This is a genomic window from Wolbachia endosymbiont (group A) of Lypha dubia, assembly GCF_964028575.1.
Classification (GTDB): Bacteria; Pseudomonadota; Alphaproteobacteria; order Rickettsiales; family Anaplasmataceae; genus Wolbachia; species Wolbachia pipientis.
Genome location: NZ_OZ034796.1, coordinates 1 through 18,192 on the forward strand (window position 1 = coordinate 1; position 18,192 = coordinate 18,192).

General features: G+C 35.2%; 15 protein-coding genes, 1 tRNA gene and 2 pseudogenes. 13 read left to right on the plus strand and 5 right to left on the minus strand.

The window, feature by feature from the left end; translation table 11 throughout:
* The 10 genes from ABWU72_RS00005 to ABWU72_RS00050 all read left to right on the plus strand — a co-directional run.
* The coding region (locus ABWU72_RS00005) for a glutamate--tRNA ligase (protein ID WP_353283752.1) at positions 1–947 on the plus strand (947 nt) is incomplete at its 5' end.
* Between the two features lie 20 nt (positions 948–967).
* Positions 968–1,123: a hypothetical protein gene (locus ABWU72_RS00010; RefSeq protein ID WP_265041105.1), complete on the plus strand. Its 156-nt coding sequence runs from the start codon at positions 968–970 to the stop codon at positions 1,121–1,123.
* Between the two features lie 112 nt (positions 1,124–1,235).
* The gene (locus tag ABWU72_RS00015) at positions 1,236–1,412 is read left to right on the plus strand and encodes a hypothetical protein (protein ID WP_155968519.1); all 177 of its coding nucleotides are present in this window, start codon (positions 1,236–1,238) and stop codon (positions 1,410–1,412) included.
* 364 nt (positions 1,413–1,776) lie between these two features.
* Positions 1,777–5,106, plus strand: a complete 3,330-nt coding sequence (dnaE, locus tag ABWU72_RS00020) for a DNA polymerase III subunit alpha (protein ID WP_155969603.1) — start codon at positions 1,777–1,779, stop codon at positions 5,104–5,106.
* Positions 5,107–5,154: 48 nt separating this feature from the next.
* Positions 5,155–5,928, plus strand: coding sequence for a 30S ribosomal protein S6 (locus ABWU72_RS00025; protein ID WP_155969085.1), 774 nt, complete (start codon positions 5,155–5,157; stop codon positions 5,926–5,928).
* Positions 5,928–6,203: a 30S ribosomal protein S18 gene (gene rpsR / locus ABWU72_RS00030; protein ID WP_007548890.1), complete on the plus strand. Its 276-nt coding sequence runs from the start codon at positions 5,928–5,930 to the stop codon at positions 6,201–6,203. Before ABWU72_RS00025 ends, rpsR begins: the two co-directional genes overlap by 1 nt.
* Positions 6,204–6,210: 7 nt before the next feature.
* Positions 6,211–6,765 (plus strand): 50S ribosomal protein L9, encoded by a 555-nt coding sequence (rplI, locus tag ABWU72_RS00035; protein ID WP_007548891.1) that lies wholly within the window; start codon positions 6,211–6,213, stop codon positions 6,763–6,765.
* Positions 6,766–6,797: 32 nt separating this feature from the next.
* Complete coding sequence (locus ABWU72_RS00040; protein ID WP_246484351.1) at positions 6,798–6,995, plus strand: hypothetical protein; 198 nt, start codon at positions 6,798–6,800, stop codon at positions 6,993–6,995.
* On the plus strand, positions 6,992–8,284 hold the full coding sequence (purB, locus tag ABWU72_RS00045) for an adenylosuccinate lyase (RefSeq protein WP_155969087.1): 1,293 nt from the start codon (positions 6,992–6,994) through the stop codon (positions 8,282–8,284). Before ABWU72_RS00040 ends, purB begins: the two co-directional genes overlap by 4 nt.
* Positions 8,284–8,356 (plus strand) — tRNA-Met (locus tag ABWU72_RS00050). The genes purB and ABWU72_RS00050 overlap by 1 nt, the downstream gene beginning before the upstream one ends.
* Positions 8,357–8,526: 170 nt before the next feature.
* Here the strand turns inward: ABWU72_RS00050 and ABWU72_RS00055 are convergent.
* Positions 8,527–9,783, minus strand: a complete 1,257-nt coding sequence (locus ABWU72_RS00055; RefSeq protein ID WP_155969089.1) for an iron-containing alcohol dehydrogenase — start codon at positions 9,781–9,783, stop codon at positions 8,527–8,529.
* Positions 9,784–9,825: 42 nt separating this feature from the next.
* Between ABWU72_RS00055 and dapE the strand changes: the two genes are divergently transcribed.
* Both dapE and ABWU72_RS00065 read left to right on the plus strand, forming a co-directional pair.
* Positions 9,826–11,022: a succinyl-diaminopimelate desuccinylase gene (gene dapE, locus ABWU72_RS00060; RefSeq protein WP_155969091.1), complete on the plus strand. Its 1,197-nt coding sequence runs from the start codon at positions 9,826–9,828 to the stop codon at positions 11,020–11,022.
* A gap of 265 nt (positions 11,023–11,287) precedes the next feature.
* A pseudogene (locus ABWU72_RS00065) lies at positions 11,288–12,091 on the plus strand (IS110 family transposase); the annotation flags it as partial.
* A gap of 21 nt (positions 12,092–12,112) precedes the next feature.
* On the opposite strand, the gene ABWU72_RS00070 reads toward ABWU72_RS00065, so the two are convergent.
* Positions 12,113–14,158 carry a recombinase family protein gene (locus tag ABWU72_RS00070; RefSeq protein ID WP_236514263.1) on the minus strand — a complete coding sequence of 682 codons (2,046 nt, stop codon included), beginning with the start codon at positions 14,156–14,158 and terminating at the stop codon, positions 12,113–12,115.
* 373 nt (positions 14,159–14,531) lie between these two features.
* Between ABWU72_RS00070 and ABWU72_RS00075 the strand changes: the two are divergent.
* Positions 14,532–14,744: pseudogene (locus tag ABWU72_RS00075) on the plus strand (IS110 family transposase); the annotation flags it as partial.
* A 45-nt stretch (positions 14,745–14,789) separates the two neighbouring features.
* Here ABWU72_RS00075 and ABWU72_RS00080 read toward each other — a convergent pair.
* The 3 genes from ABWU72_RS00080 to ABWU72_RS00090 all read right to left on the minus strand — a co-directional run bounded on the left by ABWU72_RS00080 (position 14,790) and on the right by ABWU72_RS00090 (position 18,139).
* Positions 14,790–15,719: a patatin-like phospholipase family protein gene (locus ABWU72_RS00080; RefSeq protein WP_264735396.1), complete on the minus strand. Its 930-nt coding sequence runs from the start codon at positions 15,717–15,719 to the stop codon at positions 14,790–14,792.
* 410 nt (positions 15,720–16,129) lie between these two features.
* Complete coding sequence (nth, locus tag ABWU72_RS00085; protein WP_006279797.1) at positions 16,130–16,768, minus strand: endonuclease III; 639 nt, start codon at positions 16,766–16,768, stop codon at positions 16,130–16,132.
* Between the two features lie 39 nt (positions 16,769–16,807).
* A complete protein-coding gene (locus ABWU72_RS00090; protein ID WP_353283753.1) occupies positions 16,808–18,139 on the minus strand; it encodes a DnaJ domain-containing protein in 1,332 nt (443 codons plus the stop codon).
* Positions 18,140–18,192: the final 53 nt, after the last annotated feature.

Here is an 18,192-nt window from a genome sequence, read left to right on the forward strand (position 1 = left end):
CTGAGCAAGAGAAAATTAGTTATGAGCAAGAAGGAAGAAGACCACATTTTAGATTTAAGTTGGATAGAAATGAAGTTGTTAAATGGAATGATGAAGTTAAAGGTGAAATAAATATTGCAACAAGTCACATCAGCGATCCTGTGGTAAAAAGAGAAGATGGAATTTACACATACATGTTACCTTCTGTTACTGATGATGTTGACTTTAATGTAACTCATATTGTACGCGGGGAAGATCATGTAACTAATACCGCAGTGCAAATCCAAATGATTAAAGCATTAAAAGCGAAAATCCCTACATTTGCTCACCTTTCTCTGCTACATTTTGATGATAGCAAAATATCCAAGCGAACCGGCGTGCTGGACATTAAATCTATAAAAGAAGATGAAATTGAACCGATGGCACTAGTTAGTTATTTAGTGAAGCTTGGAACATCCAATCCAATTGAAGCTTGCGCCTGTATGCAATCTTTGATTGATTCATTTGACATTAAAAAATTTAGCTCAGCATGTACGCAATTTAGCTTGAGTGAAGCATACAAGCTAAATAGCAAAGTGCTGCAACAAATGCCATTTGAAATTATACAAGAACGTTTAAATCAAATTGGAGTGGACTCCTCAGAGTTTTGGTATTTTATAAAGAACAATATAGAAAGGTTTTCTGAGGTGGCCAAGTGGTGGAAAATATGCAAATCCGATATAGAGCCTGTGATTCTTGATAAGGAGCTTATAAAAATTGCGTTCAATGCATTGCCCCAAGGTGATTGTAATGAAAACACGTTGTCAGAATGGGTCAAAACTATTCGACAAACAGTGGATATAAAGGCAAAAAACCTATTTACGCAGTTGCGTTCAGCTTTAACAGGAACAGAAACAGGACCAGAGCTCGCTAAATTATTAATTTTTATCGGCAAAGAAAATATCATTGCAAGGTTAAAAGAAAAGTGAAAACTAAAGAATTATAGCTAATGCAATCCCTACGTCATACCGCGATTCATTCGCGGTATCTCTTAGCCGCTAACAAGCAGCGGGATGACGATTGTCAGGGTGTCATCCAAGTAGCCTCTTTCTTGTCATCCCAGTGTCTGGGCACTGGGATGACAAAAAAAGGAGCACTGGAATGACAGCAATCTACGTCATACCGCGATTCATTCGCGGTATCTCAGCCGCTAACAAGAGATCCCGCTAGCGGGATGACGGTTGTCGTTTAGCCATAAACATTAAGAAATTTACCAAATGAAAAAAAAGGCAAAAGAAGCCCCGTGGTTATTATCCGCTTTAAAATATTGGCGTTTTTTATGTTTTAAACGCTTGACAAGCGAGATTCAGCCGCTTTTAATTGCAACTAACTTACGCTGCAAATGTTTAAGAAATTTACTAAGCAGAAAAAAAGACAAAGAATCCCCGAGTTAGCTAGTCTTTTACTATCTCTGTCGAGTATTGGCATTTTTTGATGTCTTGTAACGCTTTATAAGCGCGTTCAGCTTATTTAGATAAAAATCTAGATGTAGATGAAGTTTTGTAAAGACATACAGTATCTATATACTGCAAAAAATTGAACATAAGACGCCGATACATTAAGTAATCCTTACCTTTTAATCTGCAGATTGGCGAAAGCAAATACAATAGCTTCACTATCATGATAAGGGAGCTGGCGGAGTTTGTCAAGTAAGTTTTTGTATTTTAATTTTAGAATTTTATAGGCTTTTGTTCTCATGAAAATTATGTTCTCATGAGTAAATTAATGTTATCCTTTTTTGTTGATCTAAAGTTTCTTATGTTCATACACTTACGTGTTCATAGTGTTTATTCGCTGCTTGAAAGCTCGGTTAAAATTGAGGAGCTGATCGGCCTTTGTTTGCGAAATAAAATGCCAGCGGTTGCAATTACTGATTCAGGTAACTTGTTTGGTTCACTTGAGTTTGCAGAATATGCAGCAAGTAGAGGAATACAGCTAATAATAGGATGCAATATTATAGTTAAACATTCAGAACAAAATTTACCTATATTATTGCTTGCAAAAAATGAGCAAGGGTACACTAATTTAGTCACTTTGGTGAGTGAGTCTTTTAGAAAGCGCAAGAATAATAGCGATATTCCTTACGTTGATTTTGATGAGCTATTAAATTTAAGTGTAGGTCTGATCGCTTTAACCGGTGGATGTTTGGCTCAACTATTGTTGGGGCAAGATAAAGAAACGGTTGAAAAACTGCTTTCAGCATTTAATGGTCATTTATATGTTGAATTGCAGCGTCATGGGCTGAATAAAGAGCTAGAGCTTGAAGAAGCTTTGATAGACTTTGCTTATCAGCGCAATATACCACTAGTTGCAACGAACGATGTGTTTTTTCCAAATAGGTCTGACTATGAGGCTTATGATATATTAACGTGTATATCGGAGGGGAGTTATGCCCTGGAGAATAACAGAAAGAAGTTAACTACCGAGCATTACTTCAAGTCTGTGGCAGAAATGGAGGAGCTGTTCAGCGACATTCCCGAAGCAATTCATAACACTTTAGTGATAGCTAAGCGGTGCTCTTACATGCCAAGAAGCAGGCAGCCTATTTTGCCTAAATTTCCTTGTCGAGAAAATAAAACTGAGAATGAAGAACTGAGGGAGCAGGCAGTTGCAGGATTAGAATTCCGTATTGCGAATGAGACAGACATAGACCTTAAACAATACTACGATCGGCTGAATTACGAACTGAGTGTGATAACTTCGATGAACTACGCTGGCTACTTTTTGATAGTTTCTGATTTCATTCGTTGGAGCAAAGCAAATGGCATTCCAGTTGGTCCAGGAAGAGGCTCTGGTGCAGGCTCAATTGTTGCTTGGGGCTTACAGATTACAGACCTTGATCCAATAAAGTTTGGCCTAATATTTGAAAGATTTTTGAATCCTGATCGTATATCGATGCCTGACTTTGATATTGATTTTTGCCAGGAAAAAAGAGACCTGGTTATTGATTATGTTCAGAAAAAGTACGGTTATGTTGCTCAAATAATCACTTTTGGAAAATTGCAGGCAAGGGCAGTATTGCGTGATGTTGGGAGGGTATTACAAATGCCTTACTCTCAAGTGGATAAAATATCTAAAATGGTTCCATTTAATCCAGTAAATCCTGTAACTTTATCGCAAGCGATAGAGTTTGATCAAAATCTGCAGAAAGAACGGGATAGTGATGAGGTAATTGCAAAGCTTCTTGATATATCTCTTAAGCTTGAAGGAATATATCGTCACGTTTCAACCCATGCTGCTGGAATTGTAATATGTGATCAAAAGTTGGAAAATTTTGTTCCTGTGTATTATGATCCAAATTCAGCTTTGCCAATCACTCAATACAGCATGAAATATGTGGAGAAAGCTGGGCTAATAAAATTTGATTTTCTTGGGCTTGGTACGCTAACGCTAATAGATCATGTGTGTCGTTTAATTAATCGTGATAGACAAAAGATCGATATTTCTTCAGTTCCTTTAGATGACCAAAAAACCTATGAGATGCTCTCAAGCGGTGATTCAATTGGAGTGTTCCAGCTTGAAAGTTCGGGAATGAGAGAAGCTTTAATTAAACTAAAACCGGACTGCATTGAGGACATCATCGCTTTAATCTCTCTTTATCGTCCAGGACCTATGGATAACATTCCAACTTATGTTGCAAGAAAACATGGACTTGAAAAGCCAGATTATATTCATCCATTACTTGAGGGAATATTAAAAGAAACGTTTGGGGTAATAATCTACCAAGAACAGGTGATGGAAATAGCGCGTATTCTCTCTGGATATAGTCTCGCAGAAGCAGATTTGCTAAGACGTGCCATGGGTAAGAAAATCAAGGAAGAGATGGATAAACAACGTGAACTTTTCATCCAAGGGGCAACGAAGAATGGCGTTGATTATGACAGGGCAAGTTATATTTTTGACCTTGTTGCAAAATTTGCTGGTTATGGGTTCAATAAATCTCATGCTGCAGCATATGCGGTTATATCTTATCAAACGGCTTACCTTAAAGCTAATTATCCATTAGAATTTTTTACAGCACTAATGAATCTGAATATTGATGATAGAGATAAACTGAATTTATTTTATCATGCAGCAAAGTTTAGTGGCGTTACCGTTCTTTCACCTGATATAAACAAGTCTCAAGCTGAATTCTCAATAGAGGATGAACGCATACGTTATGGTATTGCTGCCTTGAGGAATGTTGGTTTTTCTATAGCGGAAGGAATAGTGAACGTACGTTCAAGCGCTTGTAAGGACATATGGGAATTCATTCAAAATTCAGGTCATATAATAAATAAGAGAGCGCTAGAAAGCCTGATTAAATCCGGAGCATTCGATAGCGTGCATAAGAACAGAAAGCAGCTATATGAGTCAATGGACATGCTGATTTACTTTGCAAATAAAAACAAACAGGATAGAGAATCAAGTCAAGCTGCTTTGTTTGGTAGTCTTGATGTCCTCAAACCGAAACTTGAGAATGTGGAAGATTTTGATGAGGAGGAAAAATTAGAACATGAGTTATTTTCACTAGGATTTTATTTAACTAATCATCCACTTGAAAAATTTAGAACTCTTCTGGAAAAGTTAAATATTGGGTTTATCGGAGAAAATAGAACAGCAAAAACTGCTGGGGTAATATTAAATGCACGTATGAGAACTTCAGAGCGTGGAAGGTTTGTTATCCTTACACTTTCTGATCCCCATAACGTTTCTGAAATAGCATTCTATAATAATGAAATAATAGAAGAAAAAAGAGATTTATTTTCACCAGGAACATTTGTGATAATTGATCTTGAAGCTTCGGAAAATACGACAAGATTAGCAGGCAAGGATATATCTGAGTTTACAAAAAGAGTCACTTCTATAATAAAAGAATTAGTTCTCACCACTGAGTGCACGGATTCGCAAAAAGCCGCTATGGAATTAAACACAATATTGAAAGATGAAGGCAGAACCAAAATAATGCTAAAACTTCTTCTCGAAAAACATAAAGTGAGCATCTTATTACCAGGTGCATACTCAATTGCTCCTCAAGTTATTTATGAAATATCTAACTTAAGCTGGATTAAAGGCGTAGAAATTAATACAAATAACTTGCTTATATAAAAAAGCTTTATATAATGAAATATTTAATCGGTATTAAAGGAAGATATAGTGAATCTTTATGAATTTACTTTTATAGCACAACAAGGATTGTTACAGCAAGAAGTAGAGGAGATGGTCCAAGAGCTAGCTGTTTCATTGAAAAATATTAAAGCAGATGTTATGTTCCAGCAAATCAGGGATATTCTGAAAAAAGGAAATGACAAGCTTACAACACAAGAGTTAGAAGTGCGTGCTGAAAACATTAAAGAAGGTCTAGTTGCTTACTCTGATTTCTTGGAAGATCTTACAAAAATTTTATGGGTTGAATTGGAAGAAGATCTTTCAAATTTGAAAGAAGTGAAGTCAAAAATCGATAAAGAGTTGAAAGATGACCTAAAAGATTTAGGAATAATGCAAGATTTTACAAAATTTCTAGGAGGCAGTACTAAAAGTGCGTTTATCCATAACGCAGTAAATGCTTTGAAGAGAAATATTTCAGAACATCTAATAAAGATTTTTCAAGATATTTTGAAAGATTTTAGAATAAACGGTCCAACTCAATCGAGCAAAGCGTTGGAAATGCTTTTGAAAAACATTGAAGCATCAGGATTAATCAAGTATGAACATTGGGGTCTTTTGGATTTTGCATATCACAAAAATAAAATGAAGAGCGGTCATTATTGTATAATGTGCATAAGTTCTACTGCAAGCATTCTGGATGAATTTATGCGTAGAATGAAACTTAATGAGAACGTTATTCGCCACTTTCCTGTGCAGGTTGATAAAATTTTTGAAGGTAAATCTCATATGATGAATAAACAAATTGAGGAGCAAAGCGCATAATGATGAAAAGACGAAATAGTTTTAATAATTCTTACGTATCTGTAAATAATAGGACTGGCTTTAGGCGTTCTAAAGTTTGCCCTCTTGCTGCGTCTAAAGATGAAGACATAGATTATAAGAATATAGATTTATTATCCAAGTTTACCTCTGACTATGGTAGGATATTACCTAGAAGATTAACAGGCGTATGTGCAAAAAAACAAAGGAAGTTACGCTTAGCGATTATAAGGGCACGTTTTTTAGCTCTTATTCCTTACTGTACTAAAAAAGTTTAGGTAATTTATGTTGATAATTTTAAAGGAAAATATAAGGACTTTAGGTAAGCTTGGTGAAGTTGTCAAAGTTAAACCAGGTTATGCACGTAATTTTCTTTTTCCACAAAGAAAAGCGGTGAAAGCTACCAAGGAAAATTTAACAAAGCTAGAGGAGCAACGTTTATTACTGGAAGAAGAGAATATAAAAAGATTAAATGTAGCAAAAGAGCTTGCGTTGTCACTACATGATAAGTTTGTGGTATTAATAAAGCAAGCTTCAGAGGATGGTAAAATTTTTGGTTCTGTAACAACACGTGAAATTGCGAAAATTTTACTACAAGAAGGACATGTGATAGATCACCGTAGTTTATCTTTTGGTGGAATAAGCATCAAAAACTTGGGTGAATACCAAGTAAACGTAGAATTACATAGTGAAGTAGTAGTACCAATTACTATATACGTCGTGAAATCCGAAACAGATGCAAATGAGCTAAGGCAAGTAAAATTGCAAAATCAGAAATCTGAGCAACAAGAGGCAGAGCAAGATGCGAATAAAGAAGCTGCTGATGGTGATGATAGCTGATCCCTTGTTATAGCCGAAAAGAAATGTCTGCCATGGCTAAGCTGGTGTCATCCCAGTGCTCCCCTCCTGTCATCCCAGTGCGTGACACTGGGATCCAGTTTATTTCATCATGGACATTATTTTATGCTTCTAGAATCCGTTGTCCATTGAATAATTTGCAAATACTTTTATATCTGGATTCCAGTGTCACGCACTGGAATGACACCATTATTGGAATAAATCAAAAATGATTCCCCGCTATAGCAGAAAAGAAATGTCTTCCATTTGGGAGGAAAATAATAAATTTAATATATGGCTTAAAATAGAAAAATTAGCGTGTGAAGCTCAAGCAAAGTTAGGAGTGATTCCGAATAATATTGCTGAGAACCTCTCTGGTGCTATTGAATTTGATGTTGAATGTATCAACGAAATTGAATCCATTGTAAAACATGATGTTATAGCTTTTCTGACATATGTTGCTGAAAAAGCGGGAGTTGATGTTCGTTATCTCCACTATGGAATGACAAGTTCTGATGTTTTGGATACATGCCTTGCGGTGCAACTGAAAGAGTCCTGTGATATTTTGCTCGAGAATCTAAAAAATTTACTTGCAGCATTGAAAAAAAAAGCTGAGGACTATAAAGATATTGTTTGTGTTGGACGCAGTCACGGAATGCATGCAGAACCAACAACTCTTGGAATAAAATTTGCCAGATTTTATGCTGAATTTAAACGCAATTATCAGAGATTAATTAGCGCGCAAAAAGAAATCTCAATTTGTAAAATATCAGGTGCGGTAGGCAATTTTGCAAATGTTGATCCGTTTGTTGAAGAGTATGTAGCGAAAGAAATGGGACTCATACCTGAAACCATATCATCTCAAATCATTCCTCGTGATAGACATGCCATGTTCTTTTCAGTTTTGGGAGTGATTGCAAGCTCAATGGAAAATATTGCAATTGAAATTCGTCATTTGCAAAGAACTGAAATCGGCGAAATTTCTGAGCATTTTTCCACTGGGCAAAAGGGGAGTTCTGCTATGCCGCATAAGTGTAATCCTATTTTAAGTGAAAATTTAACTGGGCTCTCACGTTTAATACGCAGCTATGTGTTTCCTGCGTTAGAAAATGTTGCATTGTGGCACGAACGTGATATATCACACTCGTCTGTGGAAAGATGCATTGCTCCTGATGCTTGTATAACAATGGATTTTGCTTTAGTGCGATTAACAGATTTGATAGATAAATTGGTGATCAATAAGGAAAACATTGAAAAGAACTTAAATTCTTCAAAAGGTTTAGTTTTCTCACAGCGTGTATTGCTTGAGTTAGTAAATAGTGGTTTGGCGAGGGAAGAGGCGTATAAAATTGTTCAGAGCAATGCAATGAAAGTGAAACAAAACAACAGTGATTTTCTGGCCGAATTGAAACAAGATAAACTCTTACTTAAGGTTATTAACTCGGAAAAACTTGAATCTTTGTTTGATTTGAAATACTATACAAAACATGTAGGTCACATGTATAGCAAGGTTTTCAATTAGGCTGAGTAGCTCAGTTGGTAGAGCAGGAGGATCATAATCTCTTGGTCGGGGGTTCGAGTCCCTCCTCAGCCACTCGCACTAAACTATGTTTAGCAAGATAGTGCTATTGGTGAAACCCAGTGTCAACTACTTGGAGTGAGTTGTGTATCCACTCAGGTGAAGAGACAATGGATAAGAAATTGTGAAAAGGGTTTAGCTTTTGGCCTATGATCTCTTTAAATGACAGAATTTCACTACAAAACTTAACTTTCTTCTATGCAGTTAGCTAAGTCAAGAAAGGTGAATCTATCTCTTGTTGTAAACGCAAGATCGACCACTTTACAATATTGTTCTTTATTCCAACTGAGGTGCTCTGGTAAGTGTGGAATTGATAGATCTTCAAATATTTTTTGCAGGTGTTTTGCAGGTAGTAAATTTTGCTTAATTAAACTGGAAATATTATGCCATTCTTTACAAATAATCTCTTGGATTTTTTGCTGCATAATTTGCTTCTGTTCAAAAGTTCTTACAAATTCGATATTATCAAAGCACTGAGTTATATGTTTTACATCTAAAGTGGTCGGTTTGATAATCGGGTTTTGTATTGATAATATCTTTTCCTGCAAATTAGCCATGGTAATCGTCGTAACAGCAATTTTTTCGCCATGTAGTAAGGAATGATCTCTTGTTACCATTTCCATTGCGTGAGCTATCATATGCTCTCCTTGGCTTGCAGAATAGCTGCCTTTTGATATTACCATTCCAAGTCCTGAAATTAGTAGAACTTCCATAAGTAATAGGACCACTTTTCTACTTCTTTTAGTAAGCGCCGTATACTCTCTTAGCAAAATTTGCTCCAAATCGCGAACAAGTGTAAAAGGTAATTCATTGTATTCTGTGCCAAGCAACAAATGAGATAGTAGCCAGTCAGCCTGAACTGTTGAACGACAAATGAAATCTGCAAATCCGCTTAATGTGAGACGCAGTGGTGCATTGGCAAGTATGTCTATATCTATATATACTGCTCTTGGAAGATGTGCTTTGAACGATTTTTTATATCCATTTACTAATATTGAAGCATTTGCAGAGGTATATCCATTCATAGAAGCGGCTGTTGGGAACGATATATAATCTTTTTTCTCGAGGTAGCTTGCATATTTGCAGATATCGTTAACAGTGCCGCTACCAAATGCAACTATTAAGTCACTGTCTTTTGCTTTGTTTCTAACTAGATTTACGGTTTCAAGAGAGGCAGCTCTGCTTGGTGTCATTTCTCCACCTGGTGTCATTCCAGCGCGTGACACTGGAATGACAGGTGGGGCTGGAATAATTAAATGAGAAATTTTATTAAATACGTTTTTGTTTAAAAGTTTTGCTGTATTTTCATCTGCAACTAGAAAGATGTCATTTCCGTGTCGTGTGCATATTTCATAGATATCATCAGCAAGGTGGTAATCTGTTATTACTTCCCTTAGAAAAGTTTGTTCGGCTTGATGTAATATTTGTTTTAAATAGTGCATAGAGTGTTTACAATATAGCAATATAAGTATTTTAAGATTGACATGAAAATTGACCCTGTAGAGCTAACTAAGAAATTGATCTCTTTTGAGAGTATAACACCAAGGGACGGCGGGGCAATAGAGTATATAGCAACAATCTTCAAGAAGAGTGGCTTTGATTGTGAAATTTTAGAGTTTGGTGATAAAGTTAAAAATCTTTATGCGAAATATATAAATGGAGTACCAAATTTGTGCTTTGCTGGGCATGTTGATGTTGTACCACCGGGTCAGTTAAAAGATTGGGCATTTGGTCCATTTAATCCAGAAGTGAGGGATGGTATATTATATGGAAGAGGGGCGGCTGATATGAAAAGCGGAGTAGCTGCGTTTATTGCTGCTATGGTAAATTTGATTGCAGAGAAGTTTCAATTTAATGGTTCGATAAGTGCATTGATTACCAGTGCTGAAGAAAGCACGGAAGAATATGGAACAAAGGCAGTTTTGGAATGGATGAAAAGTAAGCAAAAAAAGGTGGATTTCTGTGTGGTTGCTGAACCAACCAGTAGTGAGAAATTAGGTGATACCATAAAAATAGGCAGAAGAGGTTCTGTAACATTTGAATTAATTTGCCATGGAAAACAAGGGCACGTTGCCTATCCAGACCTAGCAGATAATCCAATATATAAGGTAATATCGATATTGAGTAAGGTAAAAAATACTACTTTTGATCATGGTAATAAATATTTTCAGCCTTCACATTGCGAAGTTACTACTATCGATGTTGGAAATAATACTAGCAATCTAATACCTGGTTCAGCAACTACACGTTTTAACATTCGATATAACAATGAACAAACACCGGGTGGCTTATATAAGCTGATTGATGAAATATGCTCCAGTGTAACTAACGATTATAAACTTTCTGTGCATAGCAGCAGGGACGTTTTCCTCTCTACTCCCGATAGAAATACTGATATTATGCTTGATGCGATAAATAAAGTTACCAGTATTGATGCTGCGCTGAGCACAAGTGGTGGCACATCTGACGCTGCGTTTATCAAAGATGTTTGTCCAGTGATTGAATTTGGTATAATCAACAAAACCGCACATCAGATAAACGAATGCGTATTAGTAAACGATATACACAAGTTAACAGCTATATATAAGGAATTTATAGAAAATTATTTCAATCCCACTAATAAAATATTAAATCAGGTCAACGTGATTAGTAATATATCTAGTGGTCCATTGTTAGCTTAGATGTAATCAGATCTCTTGCATAACTGTTGTTTGAATAATAACTTATATCTTGTAAAAAGCATCTAGTGTTTTAAGCTTAAGCATTAGGTGGAGAAGGGAAGAACTCTGAATCGTAACTTAGATATAAAATCTGTTTACAAGATAAGAGCCCCCTTCTCAAAAGTTTAGGCTGGACGGTATCATAGAAAGACCTCAATGGTTCTAATTCTGTATTCATAAGGTAACCCTTACTTTTCATTTTAAATAGTAACGTATGGAGTTATATATGATCAACAACTTTCTTGGTATAGATGTTTCAAAAGAACGCTTTGATGTTTTTCTTTCGTTTATAAGTAAAAAAGGAAAACGTGAAGCTAGGAAAAGGAAATTTAAAAATGATGATACTGGATTTCAAGGTCTGCTGGACTTTCTACAAAAACATAACGTAGAAAAAGTAAAAGCTTGCATGGAATCCACCGGTTGTTATAGTGAAGCTTTAGCTGAATTCCTTTACAAGGCTGGATATTTTGTTAGTGTTGTAAACCCAGCTCGCATAAATTTTTATGCAAAAAGTAAGCTCGCACGGCAAAAGAATGACCAGTCTGATGCAGAGATTATTGCTGATTATTGTCAAAGACAAGAACCTACTCGTTGGACACCACCTTCTCCTGAAATGAAAAAATTAAAACATCTTTATCGTTGCTCGGTTGCGTTAAAAGACGAGTTAACATTAGTAAATAACCACTTAGAAAAAAAAGAGAGACTGCCTGAAGAAGTTGCAAATGCTTGGGAAGACCTTGCAATGAATATAACTCAAAAAATAGAAACAATAAAAAACTCCGTACGTGAACTATTAAATCAACACAAAGAATTGTTGGAAAATTTTCAACTTCTATTGACTATTCCAGGCATAGGAGAAGAATCAGCAATAGCTATTTTAGCTGAAGTTTCTGACATAGAGGCTTTTAGAGATGCCAGGCAATTGGCGGCGTATGCAGGTGTTATACCACGAAATATGACGTCAGGTTCCTCTGTATATGCCAAGCCTAAGCTAAGTAAGTCAGGTTCACGGACATTGCGTAAGGCTCTTTGACTATGCATGTTGATACTCCTATAAAAAATTTATATTGTTGAATTTGCCATTTTTAAAATCCATCAGAATTTTAATAGTTTCTGGTTTATCCTCAAATAAGTATTTGCCCTTGGCTTTACTATCATCTTTTCGTATTTTAATTTGACCACTATTGATTTTATGGTAAAGCCAATTCCTAGAAACTTTGAGGATCTTTGCAACTTGTGTAACAGTAAGGTAGCCAGGTGCAAGGAGACGTGGTTGATGTCTTTTTCGAAAAATATCATTTTTTAATCGAATACTTTCGACTGTACTTCTTAAAACAACATTTTTCTTTGGAGAGCGATATCCTTGTTTTTCTAAGTACTTGGCGATTTCTATATCTGATTTACCCTCCTTACTTAACTTTATTATAAGCTGTTCCATTTCTGTTGCTGTGGTTAATTCATAAAAGGATTTTACTGGAATAGGGACATGAAAAGTAGTAGTTTCTCCACCATGCCATACAATACGTATTTGTAAGCAATCGCGTTTGATCCGGTGTGCTACTACCTTATCAATTATGCAACGAAGAAAGGATTTTTGCTGCTGACTTGACAGAACTGACTTATGCCAAATTTCAGGTAATTTCCTACCCACATCTAAAAATACTGTTTTCAGCTCTTCAGATAATTGAAGATTAGGTTTCTTTGGATGTTGACGTTCGAATGTAATTTCTGCTTGCTTGAGTTCGTTCAATGCTTGTTCCCAACGTTTTTCAAGTTCTGCAGCTACAAGACGATTATCAGGATCAACTTGATTAAATTGTCGTTCTGCCAACTTAGCTTGATATCTCAGACGTTCTAATTGTTGCAAATGTACTTTATTAAGGGCTTGTTCAGATTGTGACTGTGAATCAATAGCATTAGTATAAGCATCTAGTTCAATTTGACTAAGTGCTGCAAAAAATTTAGAAACCACTGCACAATCGATAATATCAGTTAGTAAACGCTGACATACAGGTTCATGATACTTTCGTTGCAGGTAATTACACATATAATAGTTTCTTTCTTTATATCGCATTGTCATTTTGTATCCACATTCTCCACAATAGATTATTCCCTGCAATAATGCTTCTCCTGATCTAGCTATGCCACGCGTGCTATTGTATTCATACTTTGCATAATTGTCTTTTAGTGTCATCTGAATTTTTATAAAGCTTTCCCAATCTATATAAGCTGGATATTTATCTTTTATTAAAATTTTCCATTCTTCCATTGGCATGCTTTTTGTTGTTTTTTCAGCAGAGGATATTTTATGACTTCTAGTACGACCATAAACAAATGCTCCAGCATAAGCTGGATTTTTAAGTATCGAGAGAATTTTTCCACGTGTCGGTTTTTTCCATTGCAACTCTTTAAACTTATCATACCTAGGAATAGTAAGTTGATGGTCATTAAAATGCTTTAGAACTTTTGATGCTGCTCGTTTCTCTAGAAAAGTTTCAAAAATAAGCTTAATACGATGCTGAACTTCAAGATTATGATCCTTATGTACTGAACCATCGGTATGACGAATAAGACCAACTGGAAGAGATAAGGCTAAATCACCTCGTGCTGCTTTATTCAATAATCCAGCATTTAGTCTAGCTCTTATAGTAGATAACTCCATTTCAGCAAGTTGCCCTTTTAGACCCAGTAATAATCGACCATTAATGGTACCAGGATCATAGATACCATCACGATCAGCTATTAAACACTGTTTATAGCCACATATATCTAGTAACGGATACCAGTCAGAACAATTGCGTGATAAACGGGTTACATCATAGGAAAGTATGATCCCTACCTTCGCTAAAGTGACTTTAGTAACAAGTTCTTTAAATCCTTCACGCTTTTCAGCACTAGCACCAGTTATACCAAGATCAGTGTCAATTATAATAATACTATCAGCTTTCCAGCCAAGATCAATTGCCTTTTGTTTCAGCGCATACTGCAACTCTAGACTTTCTTGATTGCTTAATATTTGATGATGTGTTGATTGTCTGATGTAAATTATCGCTTCGCGTGCTAAATGTTGTGCTGTGATTAGCTCTGATGTACTCATGGATAACCTCTTTGGATACTAATAATATATTTTCTAAAACTTCTGACTTAAAACGTTGTGGCATTTTCTGCCACACTTGACATGATTTACATGGCATAATTTATACTCCTTTGCTAGAGAAACAAACTCGTATAATGAAGTCCATGTTAACTTGCTGGTGAGAAAATCTTGCTTACTAGCTAAGTTAGTAGAAAAAAATGGAATATGTAGAGTGATGTCATCACGATAAATAACAGATACATTACCACCTTTGTAGGCTGTTGAACTGAAAGATGATACGGGAAAAGTTCTGCCAAATAGTGGATGTGTTGGATCTGTAACTGTAATTTCTTTGGCTACTTGATTGTTGAAGGGGGTATTAAGGTGACTGATCGTTTATTTTCCTGCTATAGTAGCTAAAAATCACAACTCTATTATTAAGACTTACTGCGAAAGATTAAAGGAAAAAGGCAAGCATAATATGGCCGTTGTGGGAGCTGCAATGCGTAAATTACTCCATATAGTTTTTGGTGTTTTAAGTTCAAGGAAGGCTTTTAATCCAGATCATATCAAGAACTATAGAGTTAGGAGGTTTACTGAAGCTTAAAAGGAAACGTTCAAAAATGCGAGTTCTAGATTAAAAGGTTAAAGTTTATGATACTACTGTACAGAATTTATCTATTGCTTTTTGATTACATTCAATCATCGTTTGTGCTTCTTTTTTTAAACACTTGATATTTTCGTATGTTGTATTGTCCATCTCCGTTGATGCTACTTTTAGCTGCGATTGAATTCTGATATAGCTATTGTTAATAATCTGGTCTAACTGATAATTTACACAATCTAGTCCAGAGGCAAACATTACGTTTATCAATGGCTTAATCCAGGATATTTTGCCAAATCTTTTCGATCTGAGGTATTTAATGGAATGAGACGATCTGCCAGTACCGATGGAAAGAAGTACTACATCATCGTTAGGAAATAGCTTTCTGCTGCTTGCATAGCTACATGCTGCTGGATTATTGGCAAAAACTCCTCCATCTATTAATACCATTTCCTTTTGGTTGACTTTTAAATATTTAGGTGCAAAGTAAGTAGGTGCTGCAGTTGCTGCTCTCAATACATCCCTTAATTTAATAAAATTTCTATCCTCTTTCCAGCTTTTGAAGAAAAATGGGCAGTTATTGTGAATATCGTAACTCGTAATCAACACATTACTTAAAGTGTTTTTAAGGATATCATCGCCAAAATATTTATGAAGTACATACTCAATATTTTTACTGGGGTATTGTGCACCGTTAATCCAAGAAAATATTGATCTTCTTAGAAATGAAGACTTAAAAATATAAGGTCCGTACTCCTGATAAAGATTAACCAAGTCATCAGCTGAATATTGTAGCTTTCCTTTGCTATCTTTTTTACATAGTCCTGCTACAATAGTAGCACCAGTTGAAGTACCCACCAATAAATCAAAAATTTGAGAAATAGGTTTACCCGTTTTTTGCTCTATTCTGGATAATATCATTGCTGGAATAATTCCTCTTATTCCACCACCATCAATTGAGAGAATATATTTTGTCATTTGTACTAAACTTTAGATGTTTTTGAGTATCTTTATTACCTGGTTACTCAAAATTGCTGCTTGTTTTATAAGAGATAGATTCGCTGAACGTATAACTGATGCACTGCCTCTCACATTGACTTTAACAGAGTTGCTTAGTAACTTTGTAAAACAATTCTCATAAAATAAGAAGGCACAGTAAAAAATTGGTGTAACTGTGTATAAGTACGCCACACAAACTGAAAGTACTTATACACAGTTACACTAATTTATAGAAGGTATCAGCCTAAATTAAAACTTTTTGTTATTTTTTATTCTTTTTAGCTAAATAATTTGTTGACAATAAAAACGGTATCTTGTATCATTCCAGCAAAATGTGTCAAGTAAGTTTTTTCGTTTCTATAGCTACTTGGATGACAAAAGAAGAAATACTAGACTTTATACCTTTTGCACTCAAATTCACATAAATCATGAATTATGCACGTTTCACACGAAGGTTTCTGTGCTTTGCAAACATATCTACCATGCAAAACTAGCCAATGATGAGCATAAAGCAGGTATTTTTTGGGAACCACATTTAAAAGAGATTGCTCTGTTTTAAACACATCTTTTTCTTTCACAAGCCCAATTCTATTGCTCACTCTAAAAACGTGAGTATCAACTGCCAATGTTGGAATGCCAAGCCCTGAATTTAAGAACACATTAGCGCTCTTTCTCCCCACTCCAGGCAAAGACACCAAATCATCAAAATTAGTAGGTACTTTGCTGTTGTATCGTTCTACCAATATTTTACTAAGCCCGATTATATTTTTTGCTTTGGAATTATATAAACCAATACTGCTTATGCATTTTTTCAGCTCACTCTGCCCAAAGCTCAGCATTTTTTCTGGCGTATCAGCGATATTAAATAGTTCTCTTGTAATTTTATTAACGCTTACATCAGTTGTCCGCGCTGATAAAACTATCGCAACCAGTAACGTAAAATGATTGGTATAATTTAGCTCTATTTTTGGCGCAGGATTTGATTGTTGAAACTTTTCAAATATTAGTTCTACTTTTTTTGAGTCCATGCATAGAGCTAAAAGTTTATACTATACCGTAATATTCTACTATGCAAATTCAACCGCTTGAGGTCTAGGTGGCTGTTCAGTGTTAACATCAGACATATTAGTGTTCACTTCATCGAAATTCCTCTCAGCAAATTCGCTTGCCACCTCTGTAAAACACTTTCTAACAAGAGGCATAATTATTGGCATTAATAGCCTTCGTGGATCATACCGTCCTAACAGATCAGTTTCCTTTTGCACTCTATCTCTTAGATCTTCCTCAAGTAAATCTTTCATGTGTTTTTCAGTGTATATTTCACAAGCCTTTGAAAATGTAGGACTAAATATCTCAGTAGCTAGCAGTACTAACAATGACAAAGTACCAAATATTGTCACATCAACATAAAAACTGCCAGAGATAAAACCCTCTATCATTAAAGAAGTAAAAAAGACAGGCAAAGGGTAAAAAACAAAAAGCTTATAGCATAAGTAAATACAATTTATTCTATTTACATATTGATCAGTAGAAATTTCAGAGTTTTTGTATTTTTTTTCGTAATGTTGTGTTAAAGCAGATAAAATCTCTGTCATAATAAGATTTAATGCTACTAGTGGCAAGCATAAACACATCAAGGTATCACTGGCAATTAACCAAGTAGGCAAGAAACAATAGCAATAAATTGCTTCAGCAAAAGCTAAAAAAAGTAAATACTTTACTTTTTTCTTTAAAGTACTAGATAGCAAATCGTCTCTACGCTTTATAAACTTTTGCATTAGCGCTTGTTTGTCTTCCCTTATTAAACTTCCATTCTTTGTTAAAGGGGCGATATAACTAAATAATTGTATGTTAGGTTTAAGCAAGTGTTCGTCAAGCTCATTTCTCAGCTCTTTGACTTTATCATCGAAAAGTGAGCTATATCTTGGCCAAGAATTTATATAATGGATTAATTTATTTTGGTGTTGCAGATCCTGTATTAGCGAGCTGCTTTTTTTTTCAAGTATAGAAGCAAGCTCAGCAAAATTCCTTCCTCTAACTTCCTCTTCAGTGATATTCAATTTTTCAAATAATTTCTTCCTATAATGGAATTCACGCGCTGTTAAATGCCCATCACTTTCAGCATCAACGCTAATTTTAACACAAGGGTCCCCTGACTTTAAAGGTTCAATATATGCATTTAATTCTTTATAAGCTTTGTCAAGATTTTTAAATCTTTCTTCATTTCCACCTTTATCAGGGTGGTGTACAAGAATCAATTTTCTATATTGTTTTTTTAAAACGCTACTAAGCTCTTGATGATCCTTACCTATAACTTGCTTAGCTTCTATTTCCAATACGTTGAACAGATCAGCATTATCACAAAACTCCTGACCAGTTAACTTAAAATGTTGACCCATTACTACATCTCACATAAATAAATTATATCTCTAGTATAATCTATTTAAATGTT

What these genes read in the sequence shown, in the direction of transcription:
- ABWU72_RS00010 (WP_265041105.1), top strand. Translation starts at nt 968, where the DNA reads ATGCAATCCCTACGTCATACCGCGATTCATTCGCGGTATCTCTTAGCC.
- ABWU72_RS00015 (WP_155968519.1), top strand. Translation starts at nt 1,236, where the DNA reads ATGAAAAAAAAGGCAAAAGAAGCCCCGTGGTTATTATCCGCTTTAAAA.
- dnaE (WP_155969603.1), top strand. Translation starts at nt 1,777, where the DNA reads ATGTTCATACACTTACGTGTTCATAGTGTTTATTCGCTGCTTGAAAGC.
- rpsR (WP_007548890.1), top strand. Translation starts at nt 5,928, where the DNA reads ATGATGAAAAGACGAAATAGTTTTAATAATTCTTACGTATCTGTAAAT.
- rplI (WP_007548891.1), top strand. Translation starts at nt 6,211, where the DNA reads ATGTTGATAATTTTAAAGGAAAATATAAGGACTTTAGGTAAGCTTGGT.
- ABWU72_RS00040 (WP_246484351.1), top strand. Translation starts at nt 6,798, where the DNA reads ATGGCTAAGCTGGTGTCATCCCAGTGCTCCCCTCCTGTCATCCCAGTG.
- purB (WP_155969087.1), top strand. Translation starts at nt 6,992, where the DNA reads ATGATTCCCCGCTATAGCAGAAAAGAAATGTCTTCCATTTGGGAGGAA.
- ABWU72_RS00055 (WP_155969089.1), bottom strand. Translation starts at nt 9,783, where the DNA reads ATGCACTATTTAAAACAAATATTACATCAAGCCGAACAAACTTTTCTA.
- dapE (WP_155969091.1), top strand. Translation starts at nt 9,826, where the DNA reads ATGAAAATTGACCCTGTAGAGCTAACTAAGAAATTGATCTCTTTTGAG.
- ABWU72_RS00070 (WP_236514263.1), bottom strand. Translation starts at nt 14,158, where the DNA reads ATGAGTACATCAGAGCTAATCACAGCACAACATTTAGCACGCGAAGCG.
- ABWU72_RS00080 (WP_264735396.1), bottom strand. Translation starts at nt 15,719, where the DNA reads ATGACAAAATATATTCTCTCAATTGATGGTGGTGGAATAAGAGGAATT.
- nth (WP_006279797.1), bottom strand. Translation starts at nt 16,768, where the DNA reads ATGGACTCAAAAAAAGTAGAACTAATATTTGAAAAGTTTCAACAATCA.
- ABWU72_RS00090 (WP_353283753.1), bottom strand. Translation starts at nt 18,139, where the DNA reads ATGGGTCAACATTTTAAGTTAACTGGTCAGGAGTTTTGTGATAATGCT.